21 protein-coding genes are annotated in these 23,102 nt (G+C 70.2%); 11 read left to right on the top strand and 10 right to left on the bottom strand.

Annotated features, from left to right (window positions below):
• Complete coding sequence (locus CA984_RS00770) at positions 1–1,101, bottom strand: winged helix DNA-binding domain-containing protein (protein ID WP_086566717.1); 1,101 nt, start codon at positions 1,099–1,101, stop codon at positions 1–3.
• Complete coding sequence (locus tag CA984_RS00765; RefSeq protein ID WP_086566714.1) at positions 1,098–2,081, bottom strand: MDR family NADP-dependent oxidoreductase; 984 nt, start codon at positions 2,079–2,081, stop codon at positions 1,098–1,100. Before CA984_RS00765 ends, CA984_RS00770 begins: the two co-directional genes overlap by 4 nt.
• A 91-nt stretch (positions 2,082–2,172) precedes the next feature.
• On the opposite strand from CA984_RS00765, the gene CA984_RS00760 reads away from it, so the two are divergent.
• From CA984_RS00760 to CA984_RS00740, 5 genes are all read left to right on the top strand, one after another.
• Positions 2,173–3,150 carry a helix-turn-helix transcriptional regulator gene (locus CA984_RS00760; protein WP_086566712.1) on the top strand — a complete coding sequence of 326 codons (978 nt, stop codon included), beginning with the start codon at positions 2,173–2,175 and terminating at the stop codon, positions 3,148–3,150.
• A gap of 175 nt (positions 3,151–3,325) precedes the next feature.
• Positions 3,326–3,931 carry an acyl-CoA-like ligand-binding transcription factor gene (locus tag CA984_RS00755; protein ID WP_086566797.1) on the top strand — a complete coding sequence of 202 codons (606 nt, stop codon included), beginning with the start codon at positions 3,326–3,328 and terminating at the stop codon, positions 3,929–3,931.
• Between the two features lie 109 nt (positions 3,932–4,040).
• Positions 4,041–5,612, top strand: coding sequence for an MDR family MFS transporter (locus tag CA984_RS00750; RefSeq protein WP_086566709.1), 1,572 nt, complete (start codon positions 4,041–4,043; stop codon positions 5,610–5,612).
• Between the two features lie 320 nt (positions 5,613–5,932).
• Positions 5,933–7,090, top strand: coding sequence for an erythromycin esterase family protein (locus CA984_RS00745; RefSeq protein WP_086566706.1), 1,158 nt, complete (start codon positions 5,933–5,935; stop codon positions 7,088–7,090).
• Positions 7,091–7,266: 176 nt separating this feature from the next.
• The gene (locus tag CA984_RS00740) at positions 7,267–8,103 is read left to right on the top strand and encodes a nucleotidyltransferase domain-containing protein (RefSeq protein ID WP_207620617.1); all 837 of its coding nucleotides are present in this window, start codon (positions 7,267–7,269) and stop codon (positions 8,101–8,103) included.
• A 343-nt stretch (positions 8,104–8,446) separates the two neighbouring features.
• Here the strand turns inward: CA984_RS00740 and CA984_RS00735 are convergent, their stop codons facing one another.
• From CA984_RS00735 to CA984_RS00725, 3 genes are all read right to left on the bottom strand, one after another.
• On the bottom strand, positions 8,447–9,301 hold the full coding sequence (locus tag CA984_RS00735) for an oxidoreductase (RefSeq protein ID WP_165781051.1): 855 nt from the start codon (positions 9,299–9,301) through the stop codon (positions 8,447–8,449).
• 311 nt (positions 9,302–9,612) lie between these two features.
• A complete protein-coding gene (locus CA984_RS00730; RefSeq protein WP_086566699.1) occupies positions 9,613–10,122 on the bottom strand; it encodes a DinB family protein in 510 nt (169 codons plus the stop codon).
• Between the two features lie 42 nt (positions 10,123–10,164).
• Positions 10,165–10,839: a class I SAM-dependent methyltransferase gene (locus CA984_RS00725; RefSeq protein WP_086566697.1), complete on the bottom strand. Its 675-nt coding sequence runs from the start codon at positions 10,837–10,839 to the stop codon at positions 10,165–10,167.
• Positions 10,840–10,972: 133 nt separating this feature from the next.
• Between CA984_RS00725 and CA984_RS00720 the strand changes: the two genes are divergently transcribed.
• From CA984_RS00720 to CA984_RS00710, 3 genes are all read left to right on the top strand, one after another.
• A complete protein-coding gene (locus CA984_RS00720; RefSeq protein ID WP_086566694.1) occupies positions 10,973–11,551 on the top strand; it encodes a helix-turn-helix domain-containing protein in 579 nt (192 codons plus the stop codon).
• Between the two features lie 129 nt (positions 11,552–11,680).
• Positions 11,681–12,088 (top strand): YciI family protein, encoded by a 408-nt coding sequence (locus CA984_RS00715; protein WP_086566691.1) that lies wholly within the window; start codon positions 11,681–11,683, stop codon positions 12,086–12,088.
• A 6-nt stretch (positions 12,089–12,094) separates the two neighbouring features.
• Positions 12,095–13,240 carry an RNA polymerase sigma factor gene (locus tag CA984_RS00710; RefSeq protein WP_086566689.1) on the top strand — a complete coding sequence of 382 codons (1,146 nt, stop codon included), beginning with the start codon at positions 12,095–12,097 and terminating at the stop codon, positions 13,238–13,240.
• A gap of 257 nt (positions 13,241–13,497) precedes the next feature.
• Here the strand turns inward: CA984_RS00710 and CA984_RS00705 are convergent, their stop codons facing one another.
• Positions 13,498–14,364, bottom strand: coding sequence for a universal stress protein (locus CA984_RS00705; RefSeq protein ID WP_086566686.1), 867 nt, complete (start codon positions 14,362–14,364; stop codon positions 13,498–13,500).
• Between the two features lie 135 nt (positions 14,365–14,499).
• The gene (locus CA984_RS00700; RefSeq protein ID WP_086566681.1) at positions 14,500–15,450 is read right to left on the bottom strand and encodes a helix-turn-helix domain-containing protein; all 951 of its coding nucleotides are present in this window, start codon (positions 15,448–15,450) and stop codon (positions 14,500–14,502) included.
• 220 nt (positions 15,451–15,670) lie between these two features.
• Between CA984_RS00700 and CA984_RS00695 the strand changes: the two genes are divergently transcribed.
• Positions 15,671–17,326, top strand: a complete 1,656-nt coding sequence (locus tag CA984_RS00695; protein WP_086566678.1) for a serine hydrolase domain-containing protein — start codon at positions 15,671–15,673, stop codon at positions 17,324–17,326.
• A gap of 250 nt (positions 17,327–17,576) precedes the next feature.
• Here the strand turns inward: CA984_RS00695 and CA984_RS00685 are convergent, their stop codons facing one another.
• The 3 genes from CA984_RS00685 to CA984_RS00675 all read right to left on the bottom strand — a co-directional run bounded on the left by CA984_RS00685 (position 17,577) and on the right by CA984_RS00675 (position 20,437).
• The gene (locus CA984_RS00685) at positions 17,577–18,236 is read right to left on the bottom strand and encodes a CBS domain-containing protein (RefSeq protein ID WP_086566672.1); all 660 of its coding nucleotides are present in this window, start codon (positions 18,234–18,236) and stop codon (positions 17,577–17,579) included.
• Positions 18,237–18,421: 185 nt separating this feature from the next.
• Positions 18,422–19,321 carry a universal stress protein gene (locus CA984_RS00680; RefSeq protein WP_086566669.1) on the bottom strand — a complete coding sequence of 300 codons (900 nt, stop codon included), beginning with the start codon at positions 19,319–19,321 and terminating at the stop codon, positions 18,422–18,424.
• Positions 19,322–19,528: 207 nt separating this feature from the next.
• A complete protein-coding gene (locus CA984_RS00675) occupies positions 19,529–20,437 on the bottom strand; it encodes a universal stress protein (protein WP_086566667.1) in 909 nt (302 codons plus the stop codon).
• A 193-nt stretch (positions 20,438–20,630) separates the two neighbouring features.
• Here CA984_RS00675 and CA984_RS48995 point away from each other — a divergent pair, with 193 nt between their 5' ends.
• Complete coding sequence (locus tag CA984_RS48995) at positions 20,631–20,951, top strand: hypothetical protein (protein WP_086566664.1); 321 nt, start codon at positions 20,631–20,633, stop codon at positions 20,949–20,951.
• On the top strand, positions 20,926–23,067 hold the full coding sequence (locus tag CA984_RS00665; RefSeq protein ID WP_086566661.1) for a glycoside hydrolase family 65 protein: 2,142 nt from the start codon (positions 20,926–20,928) through the stop codon (positions 23,065–23,067). The genes CA984_RS48995 and CA984_RS00665 overlap by 26 nt, the downstream gene beginning before the upstream one ends.
• The last annotated feature ends 35 nt before the right edge of the window (positions 23,068–23,102 follow it).

Raw genomic sequence — 23,102 nt, 5'->3', positions numbered from 1 at the left:
TCAGGACGACCTGATCGCGATCGGGCCGCTGTAGGACACATTCTCGCCTCCCACGAACGGCAGCAGGCGCTCCGTCTCCTGCTCCAACGCCGCCCGATCGATCGCGGACAGCGGGCGGAACGGAGTGAGGCGCAGGGTGTCGCCTTCGAGGGACCAGCTTCCGTGCACGTGGCCGTCCACGAGGAAGGTGGGCCGTACCCGTGCCTGGCCGGGCATCACGCGCTTTCGGTCCTCGTGGCTGATGATGCGGGTCCGGTCGGCGTGGCCGAGCAGGGCGTTGTCGAAGGCGGGCAGCAGCCGCACGGGCGCGGGCGTGTCGGGATCGGGCAGTTCCGCGTCGGCCAGGTCGATCAGTTCCCTGCCGTCGGGGTCGTGGTAGTGGCGTAGTTCGGCGCGCATGTCGGAGACGATCTCGCCGAGGTGGGTCAGCCCGGACCAGGCCTGCACGTCCATGGTCCCGGCCGGGCCGAACGCTGCCAGATAGCGGCGGATCAGGTCCTTGGCGGTCACCGGGGCCATGGGCCGGCCGAGCCAGGTCCCGGCGGGCGTGACGGAGACGGCCGACCGGGTGCCCCACGAGCCCCATGTGCCGGTGGCCGGGCTGTGGATGAGGGGGGCTCTGAGCTCGACCTCTCCGGCGAGGACGCGCCCGTCGCGGCCTGGGTGGCGTTCGGCCAGCCGCCGGGCCAGCTCCTTTCGCGGTGTCGTTCCGCCCGCCAGCAGTTCAAGTCCGGTGGCGACCAGCGAGACGGTGTCCAGGCCCGCGCTGTTGCGGGCGAAGTACGCCGAGCGGGCGGTGCGGTCGAGCACGGGCTGCAGCAGCGGCCGCAGCCGGCGGAAGTCGTCGGCCACGGCGAGGTGCTGGGTGCTGCGGAGCAGGCCGGAGCGGACCACCTTCCGATCCTGCAGCAGTGTGGTGAGCCGGGAGTGGGTGAAGCCGTTGATCCTGCTCCACAGCCCGACGTAGGGCCAGTTGGGCTCTTGCGCCTGCAGCGTGACCAGGCGCCCGATCACCTCCAGCGGGGTGTGATCGGTGCGGGCCAGCAGGAACTGGCGGCCCAGCAGGGCCCGGTTCAGTGCCCTGCCCGAGAGGGTCGTCACGACAGCCGCACCGAGACATTGCCCCGGTAGGACCCCTGGAGCAGGGACAAGAACGCCTGCGGCACATCCTCGATCCCGCCCTTGACGACCGTCTGCGGGTAGACGAAGCGGCCCTCGCCCAGCCAGGTACTGAAGTGTTCCCGCCAGGCGGCGATCTGGTCGGGGGTGTGGTAGCAGGAGAACGGCAGCAGCTCGACGCCCCGGGCCCGGGCCGCGGCGTGATCGGGCTTGGGGAAGCGCTCCGCCGCGTCGCCGAGCTGGCTGGACAGCGAGCCGCACAGCGCGAAGCGGGCGCCGGGCCTGGCCGCCTGCAGCGCGGCCTGATACTGCTCGCCGCCCACGACGTCGAAGAACACCGAGATGCCCTCGGGCGCGAGCTCTCGGAGCCGGTCGGCCGCCGAGCCGTCGTGATAGTCGAACGCGGCGTCGTAGCCGAGCTCGTTCACCAGATAGCCGACCTTGGCCGGGCTGCCGGCGCTGCCGATCACCCGCGCCGCGCCCAGGCACCTGGCGATCTGCCCGGCCAGCGAGCCGACCCCGCCCGCCGCGCCGGAGACGAACACCACGTCGCCCTCGCCGACGCCCGCCACGTCGGCCATCCCGTAGTAGGCGGTCGGCCCCTGACCGAGGTGGTAGCCGGGGTCCGCGATGGGATCAAGCTTGATGTACTGGGCGGCCGGGCCCGCCGAGTACTCGCTCCAGCCGGTCATCGACTGGACCAGGTCGCCGACCGCGAGCTCGGGGCTGTCGGACCGGATGACGGTGCCGACGGCGGCCACGCCCACCCGCCGGCCCGGCTGCCAGGCCGGTACCGGGATGGTGCAGTCCGCGCGCATCAACTCCAGGTAGGTCGCGGCGAGCCCTACCTGGTCGGTCCGGACCAGAACCTCGCCGTCCACCTCGGTGGTGGCGACGGTGAAGTCGTCGAGTGCCGGTGCTCCGGCGATCTGCGCGGTCAGCTGGATCTCACGGGTGATCATTTCTTGGTCCTTACGTCGGTACGGCCTTCGAGATCGACTTTAAAGAGGCTTCCGGTCACTTCTTGACTGGAAGTCGGGCGAGGATGGCGATATGGCGAACACCAGCTCACGGACCCTCAGACTGCTCTCGCTGCTGCAGACCCACCGCCACTGGCCCGGCCTGGAACTGGCCGCGCGGCTCGGGGTCTCCGAGCGGACGCTGCGCCGCGACGTTGACCGGCTGCGCGAGCTCGGCTACCCGGTCGGCGCCGCCCGGGGCACCGACGGCGGCTACCAGCTCGCGCCCGGGGCCGTCCTGCCGCCGCTGCTGCTGGACGACGAGGAGGCGGTGGCCCTCGCGGTGGGCATCGGCGACGCGGCACAGAGCGGGATCGCCGGGATGCAGGAGGCGTCGCTGCGCGCGCTCACCAAGGTGGTACGGATCCTGCCGCCCCGGCTGCGGACCAGGGTGGACGCCCTGCGGGAGATGACCCTCTCCGTCGCCACGTCCGGGCCGGTCGTCGCGGCGGGGGTGCTCACCACGGTCGCCCAGGCTTGCCGGGACCAGGAGCGGCTGCGGTTCGGCTACACCGCCAGAGGCTCCGCACCCACCGGCCGCGAGGTCGAGCCGCACCGCGTCGTCGCCCTCGGCGGGCGCTGGTACCTGGTCGCCTACGATCTGACCCGGCACGACTGGCGCAGTTTCCGCCTCGACAGGTTGATCGAGCCGGCCGCGACCGGCACGCGCTTCCGGCCGCGTCCGCTCCCGGCCGAGGACGCCGCGGCCTTCGTCCAGGCAGCGAGCGACGCCCCGGCCCCGTACCGGGTCGAGGCGCTCGTCCATGCCCCCGCCACCCGGGTACGGCAGGCGGTCGGCCAGTGGGGCACCGTCGAACCGCTCGACCACGACACCTGCCGACTCACCATGACTTCGACCTCCCTCGATTGGCCGACCCAGGCGCTGGGCAACGTGGGCGCCGAGTTCGAGGTGCTGGGGCCGCCGGAGTTCGCCGCGCATGTCCAGGAGTGGGGCGCCCGCTTCCTCCGGGCCACTGGATCCAGCGCGCCCGGGAGACCGTCCCCGCCGTAGCCCGGATCGCGACGACGGCGCGGCGTCGGCCAAGGCCCGGCCGGTCGCCACCCGCCGGCATTCCGCCTGGTTCGCTCGTTCCGCCTGCACGCCCCGCATGTGCTCTGCCGCACTTCGGACACTGAAATATTGCAGATCCTGAAAGTTTTACCCTATCCTCGACACTGTGACCACCATGGACAGCGCTGACGAGCTCGGCCGGAGGGACCGTAAGAAGCTCGAGACCCGTACGGCGCTGGAGCGCGCCGCCCTGACGCTGGTGGCCGAGCGCGGCCTGGCGGGGGTCACGGTAGAGGACATCGCCGAGGCAGTGGACGTCTCCTCGCGCACGTTCTTCAACTACTTCCCGTCCAAAGAGGACGCGCTCATCGGCCCGGGCCCTGCCTCCGCCGCCGAACTGTGCGAGAGGCTGGAGGAACTGCCCGCCGACGTGCCGGTCCTGGAGGCGCTGCGGCTGATGTCGCGGGTCGAGGCCGAGCACGTCCAGCAACAGCGCGAGCAATGGCTGCTGCGGCTGAAGGTGTTCGAGCAGAACCCATCGTTGCTCCCACGGCTGGTCACCAGCGGCACCGAGACCGAACGCGCCATCACAGCCGCCGTCGCCCGCCGGGCCGGTATCGAGCTGGGCACGAGCGGCTATCCCGAGCTTGCGACCGCGGCGGCCATGGCGGCCTTCCGGGTGGCGATGATCCGCTGGAGCGCCGCGGGCGGCCGCCCGGAGCTGGCCGACCTGGTCGACGAGGCCTTCGCCCAGCTCGCCGCCGGCCTGCCCAATCCGTGACCGCTCCGATCACCGTCTCCTCTCGACCGTCCCCGTGAACGTTTCCGTTGAGTTGGCGCCCGCAGGAGTCCTGGGGAGCGCCGGTCCCCACCCGAGAAATTGAGGAAAGATGACAACCGCCAGCACGCAGCCCGAGGCTGCGGCGCCCACGTCCAGAAGGAAGGTCCTGCAGGCGCTGTCGGGGCTGATGGTGGGCATGTTCGTGTCCATCCTGGCCTCGACCGTCGTGGCCAACGCCCTGCCGCGCATCATCACCGACCTGCGGGGCACGCAGACCGTCTACACCTGGATCGTCACCGCGGAACTGCTGGCCATGACGGCCACCGTCCCGCTCTGGGGCAAGATGGCCGACCTGTACAACAAGAAGCTGCTGATCCAGCTCTCGCTGGGACTGTTCGTGGTGGGCTCGCTGATCGCGGGCTTCACTCCGAACGTGGAGATCCTCATCGTCAGCCGCGTCGTCCAGGGCGTCGGCGCCGGCGGCATGACCGCGCTGGCCATGGTCGTGATGGCCGCCATGATCCCACCGCGTGAGCTCGGCCGTTACGCCGGCATCTTCGGCGCCGTGTTCGGCGTCGGCACCGTGGCGGGCCCGCTCATCGGCGGCGTGCTCGTGGACACCTCCTGGCTCGGCTGGCGCTGGTGTTTCCTCATCGGCGTGCCGTTCACGATCCTGGCCATCATCCTGCTGCAGCGCACCCTCGACCTGCCGGTGGTCCGCAAGGACGTCAAGGTCGACTACCTGGGCGCCCTGCTCATCACGGTGGGCGTGTCCACCCTGCTGATCTGGTCGTCGCTGGCGGGCAACCAGTTCGCGTGGGGCTCCTGGCAGACCGCCGCGCTCGTCGGCGGCGGCGTGCTCATCCTTGCGGTGGCCGTCTGGGTGGAGTCGCGGGCCGCCGAGCCGATCATCCCCCTGTCCATCTTCAGGAACCGCACCGTCGCCCTGGCCACCGTGGCCAGCGTGCTGGTCGGCGTGGCCATGTTCGGCGGCACGGTCTTCCTGTCGCAGTACTTCCAGGTGGCGCTCGGCAAGTCGCCGACGGTCGCCGGACTGATGAGCCTGCCGATGGTGTTCGGCCTGCTGGTCTCCTCCACCGTGGCGGGTCAGCTCATCACCAAGTGGGGCCGCTGGAAGGGCTTCCTGGTGGCCGGCGGTGTCGTCATGCTCGGCGGGATGGGCCTGCTCAGCACGATCGACGGCCAGACCGGCACGGTGCTGCTCGGCGTCTACATGGCGGTGCTCGGCATCGGCGTGGGCATGCTCATGCAGAACCTGGTCCTCGCCGCCCAGAACGACGTGCCCGCCCACGACCTGGGCGCCACCACCTCGATGCTGACCTTCTTCCGCAGCATGGGCGGCGCGGTCGGCGTCAGTGCGCTGGGCGCGGTACTGGCCAACCGGATCACCACCCTCATGACGGAGAAGCTCGGCCCGATGGCCGCCACCGGCGGGGGCGGCGACAGCCACGCCGTACCCGACATCTCCAAACTGCCCGCTCCCGTCGTCCGCGTCATCCAGGACGTGTACGCGACCGCCACCGCCGACCTGTTCCTCATCGGGGTGCCGCTCACCGCGCTCGCGCTGGTGGCTGTCCTGTTCATCAAGGAGAAGCCACTCAACACGCTGTCGGGCGAGGAACGTCTGGCCCGGGAACGCGCCACGGCCGCCGGTCACTGAACGGCTCCCGACCGCTACTACACGCGGCTCGACGGCGTCCACGTGAGCAGACCTGACCTGGGCGCGGCGACAGGCGTCCGTCCCGCGAGTCATCGAGCACGGGACGGACGCCGACGGCGCGCGGCCGGTCACCACGGAACGGCCGCCGTGTGCGTGCTCGGCACGGTGGCCGTCACCGCCGCACCGGGCGTGGGCAGGCCATGCTCGCGCGCCGGGCCCACTGGCCTCATCGGTGCATCGCGGGTTGAAGGTTCATCGCGACGAGAGCAGGTATAGCGGGGAAAAGTTTACACCGAAAGTTCAACGATACCGTTGAAGGCATGGATATCAAGGACACAGCCCGTCCGCTCGACGGCGCAGGCATCTCGGCGTTCCTCCGGTCGCTTCCCGCCGAACCCTTGCTGCTCGGCCTGGGTGAGGCCAGGCACTTCGTGCGGGAACTGGGCGAACTGCGCAACGAGATCTTCCAGCACCTCGTCGAGCACGAGGGCTACCGGTCGTTCGCCATCGAGAGCGACTGCCTCAGGGGCCTGGTGGTGGACGACTACATCACGACGGGCACGGGCACGCTCGACGATGTGATGGAACGGGGCTTCAGCCACGGCTTCGGCGCGTTCCCGGCAAATCGCGACCTCGTACGCTGGATGCGCGCGTACAACGAGGAGCATGGCGGAAAGCTCCGGTTCTTCGGCTTCGACGGCCCGCTGGAATACTGGGCCGAGAGCCCGCGCCAGGCGCTCACCGGCCTCCACGCCCTCCTCGACGGCCCGCTCCCCTGCACCGGCGAAACCCTCGACACGCTGCTGGGCCCGGACGACCGGTGGTCGAACGAGGCCACGGTCATGGACCCGTCCCAGTCGATCGGCCAGTCCGCCGACGCCCAGCGGCTGCGACTGCTCGCCGACGACCTGGTGGCGCTGCTCGACACACAGGCGCCGCGGCTGAGCGCGGAAGACAGGGAGCGAGCGGCGCTGTACGGGCGCACCGCCGTCGGCCTGCTCCGCTACCACCACGGGATGGCCGACACGTCCCCGGCCCGGATAGCCAGGCTGTCGGGCCTGCGGGACGCGATGATGGCCGCCAACCTGCGCGCCGTCGCCGAGCACGGCCCGGCTCTGGTCTTCACACACAACCTCCACCTGCAGCGGACCAAGAGCTCCATGCCGCTCGGCGACCAGACGCTGGAGTGGTGGAGCGCGGGGGCGATCGCCGGGGCGCACCTCGGCGACCGGTACGTCTTCCTGGCCTCGGCCCTCGGCACGGTCGGCGACGACACTCCGCCTGTGGACACCGTCGAGGGCATGCTGTCCACGCTCCCGTGGGACCACTCCCTCGTCGACGCCCGCCGCCTGGCCGGGGCCGTCGCGGAGCCCGCCCCGCGTATCTCCCACGATTTCGCCTATTTCCCGCTGGACCCGGCCCAGCTCGGCACGATCGACGGCGTCGTCTTCCTCAAGGAGGTTGTCGCACCGGATTGACAGGCGCATGGGTGTCGCCCATGCCCGACACCCACGCGCGGGCGGACGCCGTCTGACCACCCGGTACGCAGGGCCTCGGTGGGTGGGAGCCGTGCGTGGGGGTCAGAGGCGGGAGTCCGGGACCGGCTCCAGCCGCGCGGCCCCGTGAGGGCGAGAGTAAGTGGAGGATCGAGTATGTGATCAGATATGTCCTTGTGGATGATGTGGCGCTAGGAACGCTTGCACAGCGGCTGGCAGAGATCCCGGGAGTGGTCGGGGTAGTGCTCGGCGGCAGCAGGGCCCGTGGCACGCACCGCCCGGATTCGGACATCGATCTGGGGCTGTATTACCGAGGTGATCTGGACGTGGCGGCGCTGCGCGCGCTGGCCGTACAGGCGTCCGGCGAACAGGCCGAGCTGACCGCGCCGGGTGGCTGGGGGCCGTGGGTGAACGGCGGTGGCTGGCTGACCATCGACGGCCGGCGAGTCGACTGGATCTACCGCGACCTTGACCGGGTTCACCGGATCTGGGCCGACTGCCGGGAAGGCCGCTACGAAGTCGGAGCTCAGGCCGGACATCCGCTGGGTTTTTACTCCCACTGCTATGTCGGCGAGGTGGCACTGTGCCGGGTGCTGGCTGATCCCAGCGGGGAGCTCACCGACCTGCGGGAACGCGCCCATACTTATCCTCCGCCGCTGCGCGACGCGCTCGTGAACGGTCTGTGGGAAGCCGACTTCTCCGTCGCGCTGGCGCGGTACGGGGCGGTCGGCACCGACCCTGCCTATGCGGCCGGCTGCCTGTTCCGCGCCATCGGCATCGCCTGCCAGGCCCTGCACGGCCACGCAGGCCGGTGGCTGATCAACGAGAAGGGCATGGTGGCCTCGACTGACCGGCTGCCCATCGCTCCGCGAGACTTCGCCGCCCGCGCGCAGAGGCTACTCGGTCACGTTGGCGGGTCGACGCAGCAGATCGAGCAGACCGTGGCCGACGCGGCCATCCTGATAGGGGAGGTACAGACAGCCGTCGGCCGCTGACCGCGGTCCGCACCACCTCGGCGGACAACGCGAGCGGGAGGAAGGCGACGGGCGCATTCGAGGGGTCGCCGCAACACGGTGATCCATCACCGGCGACGGTCGGCTCAGTGGTCCCGGCATGCCACCGGCCGGTCGCTCGCTCCTACAGGGTGTCCGTGGGCTCGTTGTCCAAGCCGGTGACCCGCTGACGGCCGGGGAGGCGGTGCGGCTGGAGCCGTGATCGGCGCGGTTCTGGCGGTGGCGGCGTACTTTCGCGATCGTGCCGCAGGCCGTTCTGGCGTCGGCTGTCACGAGATTCATGCGCCCGTCAGGGGGTGCCGGGAGCGTCCACCATGGCCCGTCCTCACCCGACGAGTTCGGCGATGTCTTCCGTGCTCAACCTCAGCGTGCTGGCGGCGATGTTCTCTTCGAGGTGGTCCAGTGAGCCGGTGCCGGGGATGAGCAGGATATTCGGAGATCGGGCCAGCAGCCAGGCCAGGGCCACCTGCGCCACGGTCGCGCGGTGGCGGGCGGCGACGGCGTTCAGATGCTCGGCCGTGAGCGGCTGGAAGCCGCCGACCGGGAAGAAGGGGACATAGGCGATGCCGTCCTCCGCACAGGTGTCGATGAGGAGGTCGTCATCGCGCCGGGACAGGTTGTAGAGGTTCTGGACACAGGCGATCGGCGCGATTTTGCGGGCTTCGGTGAACTCGGCGGCGCTGACGTTGGAGATGCCCAGATGGCGGATAAGGCCCTCCTCGCGCAGCGCGAGCAAGGTCTCCAGGGGGGCGGCCAACGGTGTCTGGCTGGGGTCCAGATCGCCCATCCGCAGGTTCACCACATCCAGGCGGTCCACACCGAGCGTGCGCAGGTTCGCCTCGATGCCACGGCGCAGGTTGTCGGGGGTGAGGCCGGTCTTCTTGTCTGACGGGAGGGCGAGGTCGGAGCCCTCGACCAGCGCCCCCACCTTGGTCACGATCACCAGGTCGTCCGGGTAGGGATGAAGCGCCTCTCGGATCAACTCGTTGGCCGCCACCCCGTCACGTGCGTAATAGTGCGAGGTGTCGATGTGGTTCACCCCGAGTTCCACGGCCCGGCGCAGGATGGTCAGGGCTGTTTCCCGGCTGGGCCGGTCGCCCTTCGGCCAACCGGTCAGCTTCATCGCGCCGTACCCGACCCTCGCGACGCTCAGGTCTCCGCCCAACGCCCATCGTTCCATCGCCACGATCACCCACCCTAGAGGTTCCCGGCGACTGGTTATGGACCGGACAACCCCAAGGCGGGCACCGGGCTCATACCTACCACACCAAGATCACGGGACACACCCTGGTAACGCCGGCGGCGCCTCGCCGGCCTGCGTTGCAACGGACTATCCGGCACGTGCGAGGCATGCGGACCCGGAGCCTGAGGACGGGCGAGGTCGCAGCATCGGAGCTACACACGTTGAATCCGTAAAGGGGTGCTCCCCCGTGAACGTGGACACCTCGGACATCCGGCTTCTCCGTGGCGGCCGAACTGCGGGGATTCCTGTCAGCGGCCGGCGGATCCGTCGATCTGCTCACGGAGGATGTCGGCGTGGCCGGCGTGCCGGCCGGTCTCCTCGATCATGTGCACCAGGACCCATCGCATCGATGGCGCCGGCCCTGGGCGCGGGGGGCGTGGGGCGGGAAGGGCCAGATCTGGGCAGGCCTCGATGACCTGGTTCGCTCGCTCGACGGACTTCCGGTAGTCGGCGAGCACGCCGTCGACGGTGTCCTCCGCGGACGGCCGCATGGTCGCGCGCCAGTCGCCGACATCCTCACCGAGAAAGTAGAACCGTTCGACGGACGCCAGATGCTTGAGCAGCCCGAGAAGGTTGGTGCCCGAGGGCACTCCCCCCGTTCGGACCCGCGGTTCCGGCACGCCCGCGACCTTGTCCGCGACCGCGTTCCGCAGATAGTCGAGGAAGCCCCGCAGGGTGGCCTTCTCGTCGACGCCGGTCCGCGGAGGCGTGGTGTCCTTCGCCCGCGTCCTGGATCGCTGTGCTTGGTTTTCCGGCATCGAGTCACTCCGTTCCGACGTGCCGTCGTGTGGTTCAGGCGGTCATCCGGCGGTTCGCTGGACGAGCAGGATGTTGTCGATCACGGTGGCGGTCTCACCACCGGGTCCGGTGGCCCGGCGGCGGGGCATGTCGGCGCGCAGGACGGACCAGTGCGCGGGGTCGAGATCAAGTTCGGCGGCGACCTCGGTGGGTGTGGAGTGGTGGATGCCGGGGTCCTGGTCCCACGACCAGGGCGCGGTGGAGCCGTGGTCGACGATCAGCAACAGACCGCCGGGACGCAGGGCCCGCGCGGCGGTGCGCAGGACTCGGCCGCGGAGCAACGGGAACGGGGTGTGGAAGTACTGGGCGGAGACGAGATCGAACAGGCCGGCCGGGAAGCTTCCGGCCAGATCGTGCTGTTCGGTGGCGACCCGGTCCGCGACGCCGAGATCGCGGGCGCGTTCCCGCACCCGTTCGACGGCGGTGGTGGAGATGTCCACGGCGGTGACGTGCCAGCCCCGCCGGGCGAGCCAGATGGCGTCGCCGCCGGCGCCGCAGCCCAGATCCAGGGCGGCGCCGGGGCGCAGCGGTGCGGCGGTCTCGGCGAGCAGCGGGTTGACGCGTGCGTCCCAGGTACGCCGGGTGCGGTAGTGCCGCTCCCAGAACAGCTCGGCCTCCTCGTCCGTCGCGCCCTGGTCGCCTGCGGCGTCGGGCCGTCGGCGTCGGGTGGAATCCATCTGAGTCGCCCCTTCGTCGGCCGGCGTGCCGAGCGTGATCCGATACCCGCCTTCGACGCCGGTGATGTACCGACAGCATCGCGACCGCCGTTCCCCACTTGCAAGAAAAATTGCGGATCCGCATTATCGGGGCATGGACCACCCCGCAGGAGATGTTCTGGCCGGAGTCGGACCGCGTCTGCGTGCCCTGCGCCGGGCACGGAGCGCCACGCTGGCGGCGCTGGCAGACGAAACCGGCCTCACGGCGAGCACCCTGTCCCGTCTCGAGAACGGCAAGCTCCGCCCCACGCTGGAGCAGCTACTGCCTCTGGCCCGGGCGCACGGCGTCCCGCTCGATGATCTCGTCGCGGCGCCGCCCACCGGTGACCCGCGCATCCACCTGCGGCCAGTGCGGCGATCCGGGCTGGTGACAGTGCCACTGACCAGGCGGGCCGGCGGTATCCAGGCCTACAAGGTGATCTATCCGCCCGCCGGCCGAGCGCCCACGATGAACCTGCAGACCCACGAGGGATACGAGTGGTTCTACGTCCTCGACGGACACGTCAGGTTCGTGCTCGGCGAGCAGGAGTTCCGGCTCGGCGTCGGCGAAGCCGCGGAATTCGACACCCGCATACCGCACTGGATCGGCAGCGCCGACAGCCGGCCCGCGGAGCTGCTCACCCTGTTCGGCGCGCAGGGAGAGCGCGCCCATCTGGCGCCGTCCAGGCACTGACCGTCTCAGCCCTCCGCCGGCCGTGTCCGCCAGAAGAAGTCCGGGTGGGATGTCGAGAACCCGCGCGCGGCTCCGTCCCCGCAGTGAACACGGCCACAATGGGGGTCGTACCGCACCAAGGAGAACATGATGGCCAAGTACCTGCTGCTCAAGCACTACCGAGGCGCGCCCGCATCGGTCAACGACGTGCCGATGGACCAGTGGACCCCGGAGGAGCTCTCGGCCCACGTGCAGTACATGCGGGACTTCGCCGCTCGGCTCGAGGGCACCGGCGAGTTCGTCGACAGTCAGGCGCTCTCCCCGAAGGGCACGTTCGTCCGCTACGACGGCGAGGGGCGGCCGCCGGTCACCGACGGCCCGTTCGCGGAGACCAAGGACCTGATCGCCGGCTGGATGGTGATCGACGTCGAGACCTACGGGCGGGCGCTCGAGCTGGCCGGCGAGCTGTCCGCGGCTCCGGGTGCGGGCGGGAAGCCGATCCACGAGTGGCTCGAGGTGCGCCCGTTCCTGTCCGCGGCCCCGACCATTACGGAGTGACGGACGGTGGATGAGGCCCCGCTGCGGACCCTTACCCCCACTGTGATCGGCATCCTCGTCCGTCGCGGAGCCGACTTCGCGGCGGCCGAGGACGCTGTGCAGGACGCCCTGGTCGAGGCCGTACGCGTGTGGCCGGACGCCCCGCCGCGGGACCCCAAAGGCTGGCTGGTCACCGTGGCCTGGCGTAAGTTCCTCGACGCCGCCCGCGCCGACACCTCCCGACGGCACCGCGAGGTGCTCGTCGAGAGCGAGCCCGTGCCCGGCCCGGGCGAGGCGGTGGACGACACGCTCCAGCTGTACTTCCTGTGCGCGCACCCGTCCCTGACACCGGCCTCGGCCGTCGCGCTGACGCTGCGCGCGGTCGGCGGCCTGACCACGCGTCAGATCGCGCAGGCCTACCTCGTGCCGGAGGCGACCATGGCCCAGCGCATCAGCCGGGCCAAGCGGACCGTCTCATCCGCCCAGTTCGACCAGCCCGGTGACGTCACCACGGTGCTGCGCGTGCTCTACCTGGTCTTCAACGAGGGCTACTCCGGCGACGTCGACCTCGCCGCCGAGGCGATCCGGCTCACCCGACAACTGGCGGCCAGGACCAAGCATGAGGAGGTGGCGGGCCTGCTCGCGCTCATGCTGCTGCACCACGCACGGCGCCCGGCACGGACCCGCCCCGACGGCAGGCTCGTGCCTCTCACCGAGCAGGACCGCGGCCTGTGGGACACCCGCCTGATCGCCGAGGGCGTCGACGTGCTCCAGGCAGCCCTCACCCGCGACCGGCTGGGGGAGTTCCAGGCCCAGGCCGCCATCGCCGCACTCCACGCCGACGCCCGCACGGCCGAGGAGACCGACTGGGTGCAGATCGTCGAGTGGTACGACGAACTGGTGCGCCTCACCGGCAGCCCGGTGGCCCGCCTCAACCGGGCTGTCGCGGTCGGCGAGGCCGACGGCCCGCGGGCCGGCCTGGCCGCCCTGGCGGGGCTCGACCCCTCCCTGCCCCGCCACACCGCCGCCGCGGCGTACCTGCACGAGCGTGACGGTGACCCGGTGACCGCAGCACGGCTCTACACCGAAGCCGCCCGATCAGCACCCAACCTCCCCGAACGCGACCACCTCACACGACAGGCCGCACGGCTCAACGCAGAGCTCCGCGGTTGAGCTGCCGTTCAAAGGACGGCAGGCATTCACCCACCCGGCGGGGGGACCCGGCGGCAATGCGGAAATCTCCACCGGAGTAGCCTCTGAACTGCGGTAACGGAGGCGTCTGACCGCCTGTGGCGGGCATCCCCTGACCGCCGTCCGCGCCCCGAACGCCTGATGCCGACCGCGGGTGAAACCGCACGATCCGACGATCAGCGGATGATCGCAGGGGCGGCTGAAGGAGACCCGCACCCTCATGAATCCCGTCTACGACTTCAGGTGTGCCGGGGCGTCGCCGGAGCGGGTGTCACGATCAGCGGGCAGGCGGCGTGGTGCAGCAGCGCGTGGCTGACCGAGCCGAGCAGCAGTCCGGCGAGGCCGCCTCGTCCGCGTGACCCCACGACCAGCAGGTCGGCGTTCGCCGAGGCGTTCTTCAGGGCCTCCACCGGATGCATGTGCTCCACCTGCTCGGTGACCTTGACATCCGGATGGCGATCGCTCCAGCCCGCCAGTGCTTCGGCCAGCAGGCGCCGCTCGCCTCCGGCCGTCTCCTGCGCGGACTCCAGGGCGAAGGGGCCGCAGCCGGCGACGGGCCGGCTCCAGGCGTGAACCGCCCGCAGGGCGGCGCCGCGCAGGGACGCCTCGGCGAAGGCGAATTCGATGGCGGCCGCGCCGGCCGGGGAACCGTCGATGCCGACGACCACCTCGCCGTGTGCCTGCGCCGGCAGGTTCCGGACGACGGCGACCGGGCAGGTGGTGTGCCCGGCCACGTCCAGCGCGACCGATCCCAGCAGCATGCCGGAGAATCCGCCCAGCCCGTGACTGCCGACCACCAGGAGGTCCGCTTCCTTGGCCGCCTCGATCAGGACGAGCCGGGGGTCGCCCGGGAGCAACTGCGACTCCACCCTGACACGGCCGTCCTCTTCCCGGGCCCGCTCCACCCCCTCCGTCAGCATGGAGGCGGCCCCGTCGCGCATCCACCGGCCCGCGTCGGCGTACGGCGCGTCCTCGGACATCTCCAGCGGCCAGGCCGGCATGACGTGCACGACGCGCAGCCCGGCGTCGCGGAGCCGGGCTTCTCGTACCGCCCAGCTCACGGCCTCAAGCGCGGCCTGTGAGCCGTCGACTCCTACCAGGATCATGGCGTTCTCCCTTCCTCGCCCTCATCACATCGCTGGACGGCACGGCGGCGACACCGGCGAAAGTCCTTTCCCCACAGGACCTCCGGTCACCATGTGAGAGGCACGGCGATTATCAGAGCCTCCTCTTCCGATCACCTACATGCGGTAGTCGCGCAGGCCGCGCGGACTGACGATCAGTGCGTCGCGTTGTGCGGAGCTCAGGCGGTCCGGCCTCGGGGTGACGGCGTACGCGCCGCGCCTGACCTGCTCCACGGTGAGCGGGTCGGAGAGGATCGGACGACGGCTGATCGCGTCCAGGGCGTCGGCCGCCCGCTGGACGGGCCAGCCCAGTGCCGTGGCGAGTCCGTCGACGGTGAGTGGCCGAGCGGCGTACACCAGCGCGGCCAGCACTGTCAGCGCGTCGCGGACGACGGCGTCGGTGAGGCCGCTGTCGTTCATCTGCTCGCTGATCCAGGTGAAGAACTGAGCCATCTGGCCCAGCCGGGTGGCGGCGGGCGTGCCGGCGCCGAAGATCTCGATCCCGTGCCGCGCGGCCATCGCGACCTCGGCGTGTGCCCCGGTGTCCGCTTTGAACGCCCGGAGCCAGACGTCGTCCTCGATGATGTACCGTTCGCGGCGGCCGGAACCCTGTGTGCGCCTGACCAGCTCCATCTCCTCGAGGTAGCCGATGGCCTTGGACACCGACGCCGGGCTGACCCGTAGCCGGCGTACGAGCTCGGCGGACGTCAGGCCCCCGGAGTCGGAGGTGAGCAGGCAGACGAACACGCGAGCGGGCATCCGGGGAAGGCCGGTCCCGACCAGCAGCGTCGCGAACTGCTCCACGAAACCGCGCACGGACTCGGCCGGCCGCCCGTCGACCGGCGGCTCCGTGGCTTGAACCGGTCTGCGGCGGTGGGCGCGCTGCCCGGCGACCTGCTGGGCGCGGTCGGCCAGGTAGCCGCTGGGCGCGCTGTTGCGTGCCACTTCGCGGCTGATTGTGGACGTGGGTCTGCCCAGCCGCCTGGCGATCTCGGCGTATCCCAGCCCTTCGGCCAGCCAGGTCGCGATCTGCCGGCGATCCTCGTGGGTCAGCCTGCCTCCGGGCATCGGATCGCCCTCCTGTCGGTGCGGGTTCACGGGTGCGTTCACCAACAGTACATTGCAACGGATGGTTGGCGTGGATTGCATTTATCAACAATACCGTTGCAACGATCGACTGAAAGCCCAGCATTTCAAGCACACCAGTGGGGTTTTTCGTTGACGCATCTTGAAATGCAACGTAGCCTTTTCCCACTTGGAAAGAATCGGACAGGACGAGGAACCCCTTATGGCAAGAGCGTTGGATGTGACCCGGATGCGAGCGCGCGTCTCCGAGCTGCTGGCGGAATACCGGATCCCGAGTGCCGTGATCGGCGTCCTCCACGACGGGGGGATCACCGACTTCGCGGTCGGCGTCAAGGACATCTCCACGCGGGAGCCCGCGACGACCGACAGCGTCTACCAGTGCGGCTCCGTATCCAAGACATGGACCGCTCTCGCCTTCATGCAACTCGTCGACGAGGGGAAAGTCGCCCTGGACGAGCCGGTGCGGACCTACCTCCCTGATTTCCGGGTCGCCGACCCCGGCGTCAGCGCCAAGGTCACACCCCGCCATCTCCTCAACCACACCAACGGCATCGAGGAGAGCTACGGAGATCCGGGCGAGGACGACGACGTGTACGAGCGCATGGTGGAGAACATCGCCGGCGCACGCCAGGTCCACCCCTTGGGCCACACTCACGGCTACAGCGCGGCCCTGGGCTACGCGATCCTCGCCCGCATCATGGAGGTGATCGACGGCAAGCGGTGGGACGACATCATGAAGGATCGTCTGTTCGCCCCCTTGGGACTGACCTCGACGAGCAGCCGGCGTGAACACGCGGACCGGGACCGGGCCGCGACCGGATACCTGATCCGATCCCTCGAAGAGGGACCCGTCCTCTCACCGCTGGGTCATCTGCCGCGCTCCTTCGGCCCCGGAGGCAACGTCAGCACGACGGCGCGGGAACTGCTGATGATGGCGCACGTCTTCCTCAACGGGGGAAAGGCGCCGAACGGGACCAGGATCGTCTCCCCCGGCGTCATCCGTGAGATGACGGAGTCGCGGGTGCCCATACCTGACCCGTACATGTTCGGGCCGGAATGGGCACTCGGCCTCATCGTCTGCGATTGGCACGGCCGGACCGTCTACGCCCACGACGGCAGCGCAGTCAGCCAGAGCGCCCGCCTGCGGATCCTGCCGGAATCGAACATCGCCGTCTCGATGCTGGCGAACGCCGGGCCGCGCGACAGCTTCTACCGGAAGGTGTTCAACGAAATCCTGGCCGATCTCGGCGCGGTCACGATCCCCGGCCTGCCGGAGCCCGACCCGGCCCTGGCCCTCGATCTGTCCAGGTACGAAGGCTCCTACGAGCGCCCCGGCACCCGCTACGAAGTGGTGGCCGACCACGGGAAGCTCCACCTCAAATTCACCCTGAACCCCATGGAGGCGCGACTCCTCGATAAACCGGAACAGCTCGACCACAAGCTGTTCCCGATCAGCGAGACCCACTTCCTGATGCCTTCGGACGATCCGCTCGAGGACCCTCAGACCGTCGCGATCTACGACTTCAAGAACGGTGCCGCACAGTATCTCCATATCAATTGCCGAGTGAATCCGAGAGTCAACGAGGAGGGCGCCACGGTGCATGTCATGGCTGTTTCCACGATTTCCGACAACGACGGTTTCTGGGATTCCGTGAAGAAGGCGTACGGCCGGCTTCCCAAGGGTGCCAAGTGGACGCTGGCGGTGGCGGGCACCGACGGGACCAAGGCGGTGAACGTCATCGTCCATGACTCGATCGACGGCGTCAGGAGCTTCTTCGAGGATCACGTCGGCCCCTTCGCCACAACGGAATACTTCGAGGCCGACGCGTCCAACGCGGTCGGCCTCCCGACGACGTAGCCGCTCCTCGCACTGGCGTCCCCCCGCGCCGCGACGGTGGCGCACCATTGGGCCGGCGTTCTTCCAGCAGGTCGGTGACCGGCCGCCGGACGCCCTCGCTGTCGCCGGAGGTGCGGCCCAGACGCATGATCATCTGGGGATACCGGCCCGACAGCGGCTCCTGCCGCAGGAACTCCCGCAGGTGGAACATCTCCAGCGCCCGGGTGGGGCGATCTCCTCGGTGGTGCGAGCGCTCATGACTTCACCTCCGTCACGGAAGGGGCAGGGTGGGGGTCAGGTCGTCGGATCGGTAGGCCAGGCGGTTCTCCACGTCGAGGACACCGTCGATCCCATGGACGGCCGCGACCAGGCGGGAGATCTGCGAGCGGAAACCGACGTGACCCGTCAGCGTGACCACACCCGCCTCCACGTCGACCGTCAGGTGCTCCCGGTCGACGTAGAGGTGATTGCAGATCTCGGTGATCTCGCGGTCGATCTCCTCGACCGGACGGGTGAACACCTTCAGCAGATCGCTCTGCTGCACGGTTCCGACGAGACGTCCGGTGGCCGACTCGATCACGGGAAGCTGCTTGATCCGGTAGCGGTGCATCAGCCGCGCCGCGTCCCGGACGGCGGTGTCCTTCGTGACCGTGATCGCGGGACTGGTCATCATCTCTCGCGCCGTGACGCCTGCGGCTTTGTGGTGCTCCTCGCGTCTGCGGGGGCTGTCGAAGGCCCCGCCCGCAGACGTGGAGTCGGTCTCCTTGAGCAGCAGGTCATCGTCGGAGACCACGCCGATGGGGTGTTCATCGGCGTCGATGACGGTGAGCGCACCGACCTTGAAACGCCGCATGGCCTCGACGATCTCGGTGAAGGGCGCCTCCGGTCGCACCGCGACCGCTCTGGTGCCCATGACGTCTGAAACCTTCATGATTGACCTCCTCAAAGACCCCTCAATCACGACGATCCTGTAGTGATGTCGAGAGCATCAGCGGCGAAAGCCCCCCTCTCCGGCCGCGACCGCCTCATGTCCTCGGCCTCCTGCGGCGGGCTGAGTCGCCCCGGAAGCAGAGATCTGCTCCGATCAGGGCATCCGGCCCCTGGACGGCTCGGTGCTCAGGATCGGACCACCGCCACGGGGCAGTGGGCGTGGTGCAGCACGCCCCGGCTGACGGAGCCCAGCAATATCGAGCCGACCGCCCCCCTCCCCCGTGACCCCACGACGACCAGGTCGGCTCTGGTGGAGGCGTTGGTGAGAGCGTCGACGGGGTGCGCGCTGTGGGCGTCCTCGACCACTTCCACCTCGGGGAACTTCTCCTGCCAGGCCGCGAGCCGTTCCTGGACCGCCCGGTACTGTGCCTGGCGGATCTCGTCCATGTCGTAGGAGATCTCGGGCGCGAAGGCGTACACCGGCACCTGCCAGGCGTGGACGGCGCGCAGGGCGCAGCCGCGCAGCCTGGCCTGCTCGAAGGCATAGGCCAGCGCGGGCTCGCACTGCGAGGAGTCGTCGACGCCGACGACCACCTCACGGTGCGCTTCCTCGTCGCCGGGGCGGACGACGACCACTGGGCCGTGGGCATGGCCGGCCACGTGCGTGCTCACCGACCCGAGCAGTGCTCCGGCGAAGCCGCCCAGGCCTCTGCTGCCGAGCACGATCGCGGTGGCGCCCACAGCCTGGTCGCACAGGGTCCTGGTCAGGTTTCCCTCGACCAGTTCGGTGCCCACCTCGACGGACGGCTGGCGCCTTCGCGCCGTCTGCTCGGCCTCGGCCAATACTTTCCACCCGTTCATGACCATCGTGTCGGGCCGCTCGGGGGCGGCGAACCGGTGAATGTCATAGGGGCCGCGCTCCACGACGTGCACGATCCGCAGCGGCGACCGCCTGCGGAAGGCGTCGTCGGCGGCCCATCTCACCGCTCTGCCCGCATCGGCCGAGCCGTCCACCGCGACGACGATCGGCGAGGAGCCCTCGTGCGCGTCCGGACCGACCGGCTGACTGGTGTCGTTGGAGGACATGTTCTTCTCCCCACGTAGGGTTCCTGTCCGTTCAAGCGTCGGACATGGGGATCGGGAGATCCCAGAGGCGCTGGACCATCCGCGCAGGGACTTTCGGCCTGTTTCCCGACAGGTGCTGGTAAGCGAGCTACCCGTTATGTCCATGGATGGAGTGAGCAGGCTGCGGGTACGCGCTGCGAACGCGACGATTTCACGTAGCTTTCGCTGTCAGTCGTGCTGTTTGAGCCCCACCACGACGTTCCCCGGAGACGGCGGCGATGCCGGATCGTGCCGTACGACCGCGACGGGGCAGGGGGCGTGGTGCAGGACCCCGCGGCTGACCGACCCCAGTACGGCCGAGCCGACGGCGCCGAGACCGCGGGACCCCACGACGAGCAGGCCGGCTCGTGCCGAGGCGGCCACGAGAGTCGGCACCGGGTCCGCACATGTCACGTCTTGCACCACGTCGACCGTCGGGAATTTCTCCTGCCAGCCGGCGAGCCGGTCCGCGGCCACCCGGCGGTGTCCCTGCCGGACCTCGTCCATGTCGTGGGCGGCCTCAGGCGTGAACCCGTGAACCGGTGCTCGCCAGGCGTGGACCGCCCGCAACGGGCGTCCTCGCAGTCGAGCCTGTTCGAAGGCGAAGCCCAGAGCGGGCTCGCATTCGGCGGAACCGCCGATGCCCACGACCACCTCACCGTGTGGCTCTCCGACGCCCGGTCTCACGACCACCACGGCGCCGCGCACGTGACCCGCCAGGCGGATGGGGACCGAGCCGAGCAGCGATCCGACGGAACCGCCCAGGCCGCGGCTGCCGATCACCAATTCGACGGCCGTCTCGGCCTGCTCCCACAGGACTTCGACCGGCGTCCCTTCGATCAGCTCGGTGGTCACGCAGACGTCCGGCCCGCGTTCCGCGGCTGCCCTGGCCGCCTCGGCGAGCACCTGCTTACCGAGGCGCGTCAAGTGGTCGGGCCGGCCCGGTGCGGGAAATTCAAGGATCTCGTACGGCCACCGGTCCACGGCGTGGACGATCCGCAAGGACAGCCCGCTGCGGGCGGCGTCGTCGACCGCCCATTCCAGGGCCGCGGTCGCGGCGGTCGAGCCGTCCGTCCCGACGGCGATCGATTCGGTCATGACTTCCCCCGCCACCCATCGGACCGCGACACGGGTGGTTTCCCCAGGGGCGATCGTCCCCGACCAGGGGGACCTTCGCCCTCTGTGGCCGCGGGGCCCGCGCTTCCGACGAAGGTCCCTGGGCAATGGGGCCGATCAGCCCTGACGGCGGCCGCGAGCCGCGCCGTACCGTGCAGGTGGAAGGGGGTGCTCCATGACGCTCCCGACGGTCATGGACCTCGGACGGACAGCCGCGATGATCTTCGACACCGATGGGGGCATCACCGATACGGCCAGGGTGCACGCCGCCGCGTGGAAGCGGGGCTTCGACGCCTTCCTGCGCGGGCGCGCCGAGCGGTCCGGCGAGCGGTTCCGGCCGTTCGCCGGGGCAGGTCGCTTCGGCGTCGTCGTCGGCGTCGACCGGCACGGGAACGGAGGTTCCCCGCGAGCCGCCGGAGCCGACCTCGTCGTCACCGACCTGGCGCGACCACGACTCCACGGGAGAAGGCGTGAACCCCTGGCTCCTCGTCTATGACGGCTTCGACCCCGCCCAGGAGGGGCTGAGGGAGGCTCTGACCGCGCTCGGCAACGGCTACTTCGCCACCCGGGGTGCCGCGCCGGAGTCACGCGCCGATGAGGTGCACTATCCCGGCACCTACGTCGCCGGCTGCTACGACCGGCTCGTCTCCCAGGTCGCCGGCCACTCGGCGGAGAACGAGGATCTCGTCAACGCGCCGAACTGGCTGCCCCTCACCTTCCGTGCCGACGGCGGCGACTGGTTCGCCCCCGACGGTGTCGAGATCCTGGCCGACCGCCGCACGCTCGACATGCGCCGGGGGGTGCTCACCCGGCTCCTGCGGACCCGCGACTCCCGCGGCCGGATCACCCGCCTGGAGCAGCACCGCCTGGTCTCGATGGACGACCCGCACCTGGCCGCCCTGACCATGACGATCGTTCCGGAGAACTGGAGCGGGACGCTGGAGATCCGCTCGGCGCTCGACGGGCGCGTCACCAACGCCGGGGTCGCCCGTTACCGCGGGCTGGCCGATCGGCATCTCGTCCCGATCCGCGGGCACGCCGCCCACAGTGTGATCGAACTGCTGACGCGCACCGCGACCTCCCGGGTGGAGATCGCGCTCGCCGCCCGCACCACGCTGGCCGGCGGGCGCAGCCGTACCGGCGTCGCGGAGAGCGCGTCCGGTGATGACCAGGCCGTCCAAGAGGGCTGGGTGAGCGATGAGCGGGCCGTCGAGGTGAAAGCGGGCGAAGGGGTCACCGTGGAGAAGGTCGTCGCCCTGTACACCTCCCGGGACCGGGCCGTCGCCGAGAGCGAGGCCGCGGCCAGAACCGCGGTCGTGCGCGCGGGCGGCTTTCCCTGCCTGCTCAAGCGGCACGCCCGAGCCTGGGACCGGCTGTGGCAGCGGGCGCATGTCACCGCCGAGGACACCGAGGTGCAGCAGATCCTCAACCTGTACCTCTTCCACCTGCTGCAGACGGCCTCCCCGCACGTCGCGGAACTCGACGCCGGGCTACCCGCCCGCGGCCTGCACGGCGAGGCCTACCGGGGCCACGTTTTCTGGGACGACCTGTTCGTCTTCCCTTTCCTCGCCCCGCGCTTCGCGGACATCACCCGGGCGCTGCTCAGATACCGGTGGCGCCGCCTGCCCGAGGCACGCTGGGCCGCCCGCGCCGCCGGGCACACCGGAGCGATGTTCCCCTGGCAGAGCGGCAGCGACGGCCGGGAGGAGACACCGCGCCTGCACTTCAACCCCCGCTCCGGCCGCTGGCTGCCCGACCGCTCGCACCTGCAGCGCCACGTCGGCCTGGCCGTCGCCTACAACGTGTGGCAGCACTACCGGGCGACCGAGGACACCGCTTTCCTGGCGGGCTTCGGCGGGGAGCTGCTGCTGGAGGTTGCCCGGTTCTTCGCCTCGATCGCGACCTGCGAGCAGGGGCGTTACGCGATCCGCGGTGTGATGGGCCCGGACGAGTACCACGACGGCTACCCGGGCCGCACCGGGCCGGGCCTCGACAACAACGCCTACACCAACATCATGACCGCATGGCTGATGCGCCGGGTCCTGGACATGATCGATCTGGTCGGCGCCGAAGGGGTCAGCCGACAGGAGATCGACCTCTTCACCGGCATGTCCCGGCGGATGCGGGTGGACTTCCATGACGGGGTGATCAGCCAGTTCGAGGGATATGCGGAGCTGGAGGAGCTGGACTGGGCCGCCTACCGGGAGAAGTACACGGACATCCGGCGGCTGGACCGCATCCTGGAGGCCGAAGGGGACACGTCGAACAGGTACAAGGTCTCCAAGCAGGCCGACGTGCTCATGCTGTTGCACCTGCTGGGGCAGGAAGGGGTCGGTGAGATCCTGACCGGCCTCGGCTACGGGTGGAACGCCGAGATGGCGGCACGGACGGTGGACTACTACCTCGCCCGCACCTGCCACGGCTCCACGCTGAGCGCGGTCGTCCACGCCGGGGTGCTGGCACGCCTGCGCCCCGGCGCCTCCCACCCCTTCTTGGTGGAGGCGCTGAACAACGACGTGAAGGACCTCCAGGGAGGCACCACCGCCGAGGGGATCCATCTCGGCGCGATGGCCGGGGTCGTCTGCCTGTTCGAGGCACAGGCGCGACCGTGATCGCCGGCCGGTGCGGCCGGGCAGCGGTCCCGGGC

The organism is Streptosporangium minutum, from assembly GCF_002149035.1.
Lineage (GTDB): Bacteria > Actinomycetota > Actinomycetes > Streptosporangiales > Streptosporangiaceae > Streptosporangium > Streptosporangium minutum.
The sequence above is the reverse complement of the archived record's forward strand: the minus strand, read 5'-3'. Positions and strand labels throughout refer to the sequence as shown.

Coding starts and splice junctions, on each gene's coding strand:
- CA984_RS00750 (WP_086566709.1), top strand. CDS start 4,041: ATGACAACCGCCAGCACGCAGCCCGAGGCTGCGGCGCCCACGTCCAGA.
- CA984_RS00715 (WP_086566691.1), top strand. CDS start 11,681: ATGGCCAAGTACCTGCTGCTCAAGCACTACCGAGGCGCGCCCGCATCG.
- CA984_RS00765 (WP_086566714.1), bottom strand. CDS start 2,081: ATGATCACCCGTGAGATCCAGCTGACCGCGCAGATCGCCGGAGCACCG.
- CA984_RS00755 (WP_086566797.1), top strand. CDS start 3,326: ATGGACAGCGCTGACGAGCTCGGCCGGAGGGACCGTAAGAAGCTCGAG.
- CA984_RS00735 (WP_165781051.1), bottom strand. CDS start 9,301: ATGGAACGATGGGCGTTGGGCGGAGACCTGAGCGTCGCGAGGGTCGGG.
- CA984_RS00705 (WP_086566686.1), bottom strand. CDS start 14,364: ATGATCCTGGTAGGAGTCGACGGCTCACAGGCCGCGCTTGAGGCCGTG.
- CA984_RS00675 (WP_086566667.1), bottom strand. CDS start 20,437: ATGACCGAATCGATCGCCGTCGGGACGGACGGCTCGACCGCCGCGACC.
- CA984_RS00760 (WP_086566712.1), top strand. CDS start 2,173: ATGGCGAACACCAGCTCACGGACCCTCAGACTGCTCTCGCTGCTGCAG.
- CA984_RS48995 (WP_086566664.1), top strand. CDS start 20,631: ATGACGCTCCCGACGGTCATGGACCTCGGACGGACAGCCGCGATGATC.
- CA984_RS00745 (WP_086566706.1), top strand. CDS start 5,933: ATGGATATCAAGGACACAGCCCGTCCGCTCGACGGCGCAGGCATCTCG.
- CA984_RS00695 (WP_086566678.1), top strand. CDS start 15,671: ATGGCAAGAGCGTTGGATGTGACCCGGATGCGAGCGCGCGTCTCCGAG.
- CA984_RS00730 (WP_086566699.1), bottom strand. CDS start 10,122: ATGCCGGAAAACCAAGCACAGCGATCCAGGACGCGGGCGAAGGACACC.
- CA984_RS00725 (WP_086566697.1), bottom strand. CDS start 10,839: ATGGATTCCACCCGACGCCGACGGCCCGACGCCGCAGGCGACCAGGGC.
- CA984_RS00685 (WP_086566672.1), bottom strand. CDS start 18,236: ATGAAGGTTTCAGACGTCATGGGCACCAGAGCGGTCGCGGTGCGACCG.
- CA984_RS00700 (WP_086566681.1), bottom strand. CDS start 15,450: ATGCCCGGAGGCAGGCTGACCCACGAGGATCGCCGGCAGATCGCGACC.
- CA984_RS00720 (WP_086566694.1), top strand. CDS start 10,973: ATGGACCACCCCGCAGGAGATGTTCTGGCCGGAGTCGGACCGCGTCTG.
- CA984_RS00680 (WP_086566669.1), bottom strand. CDS start 19,321: ATGTCCTCCAACGACACCAGTCAGCCGGTCGGTCCGGACGCGCACGAG.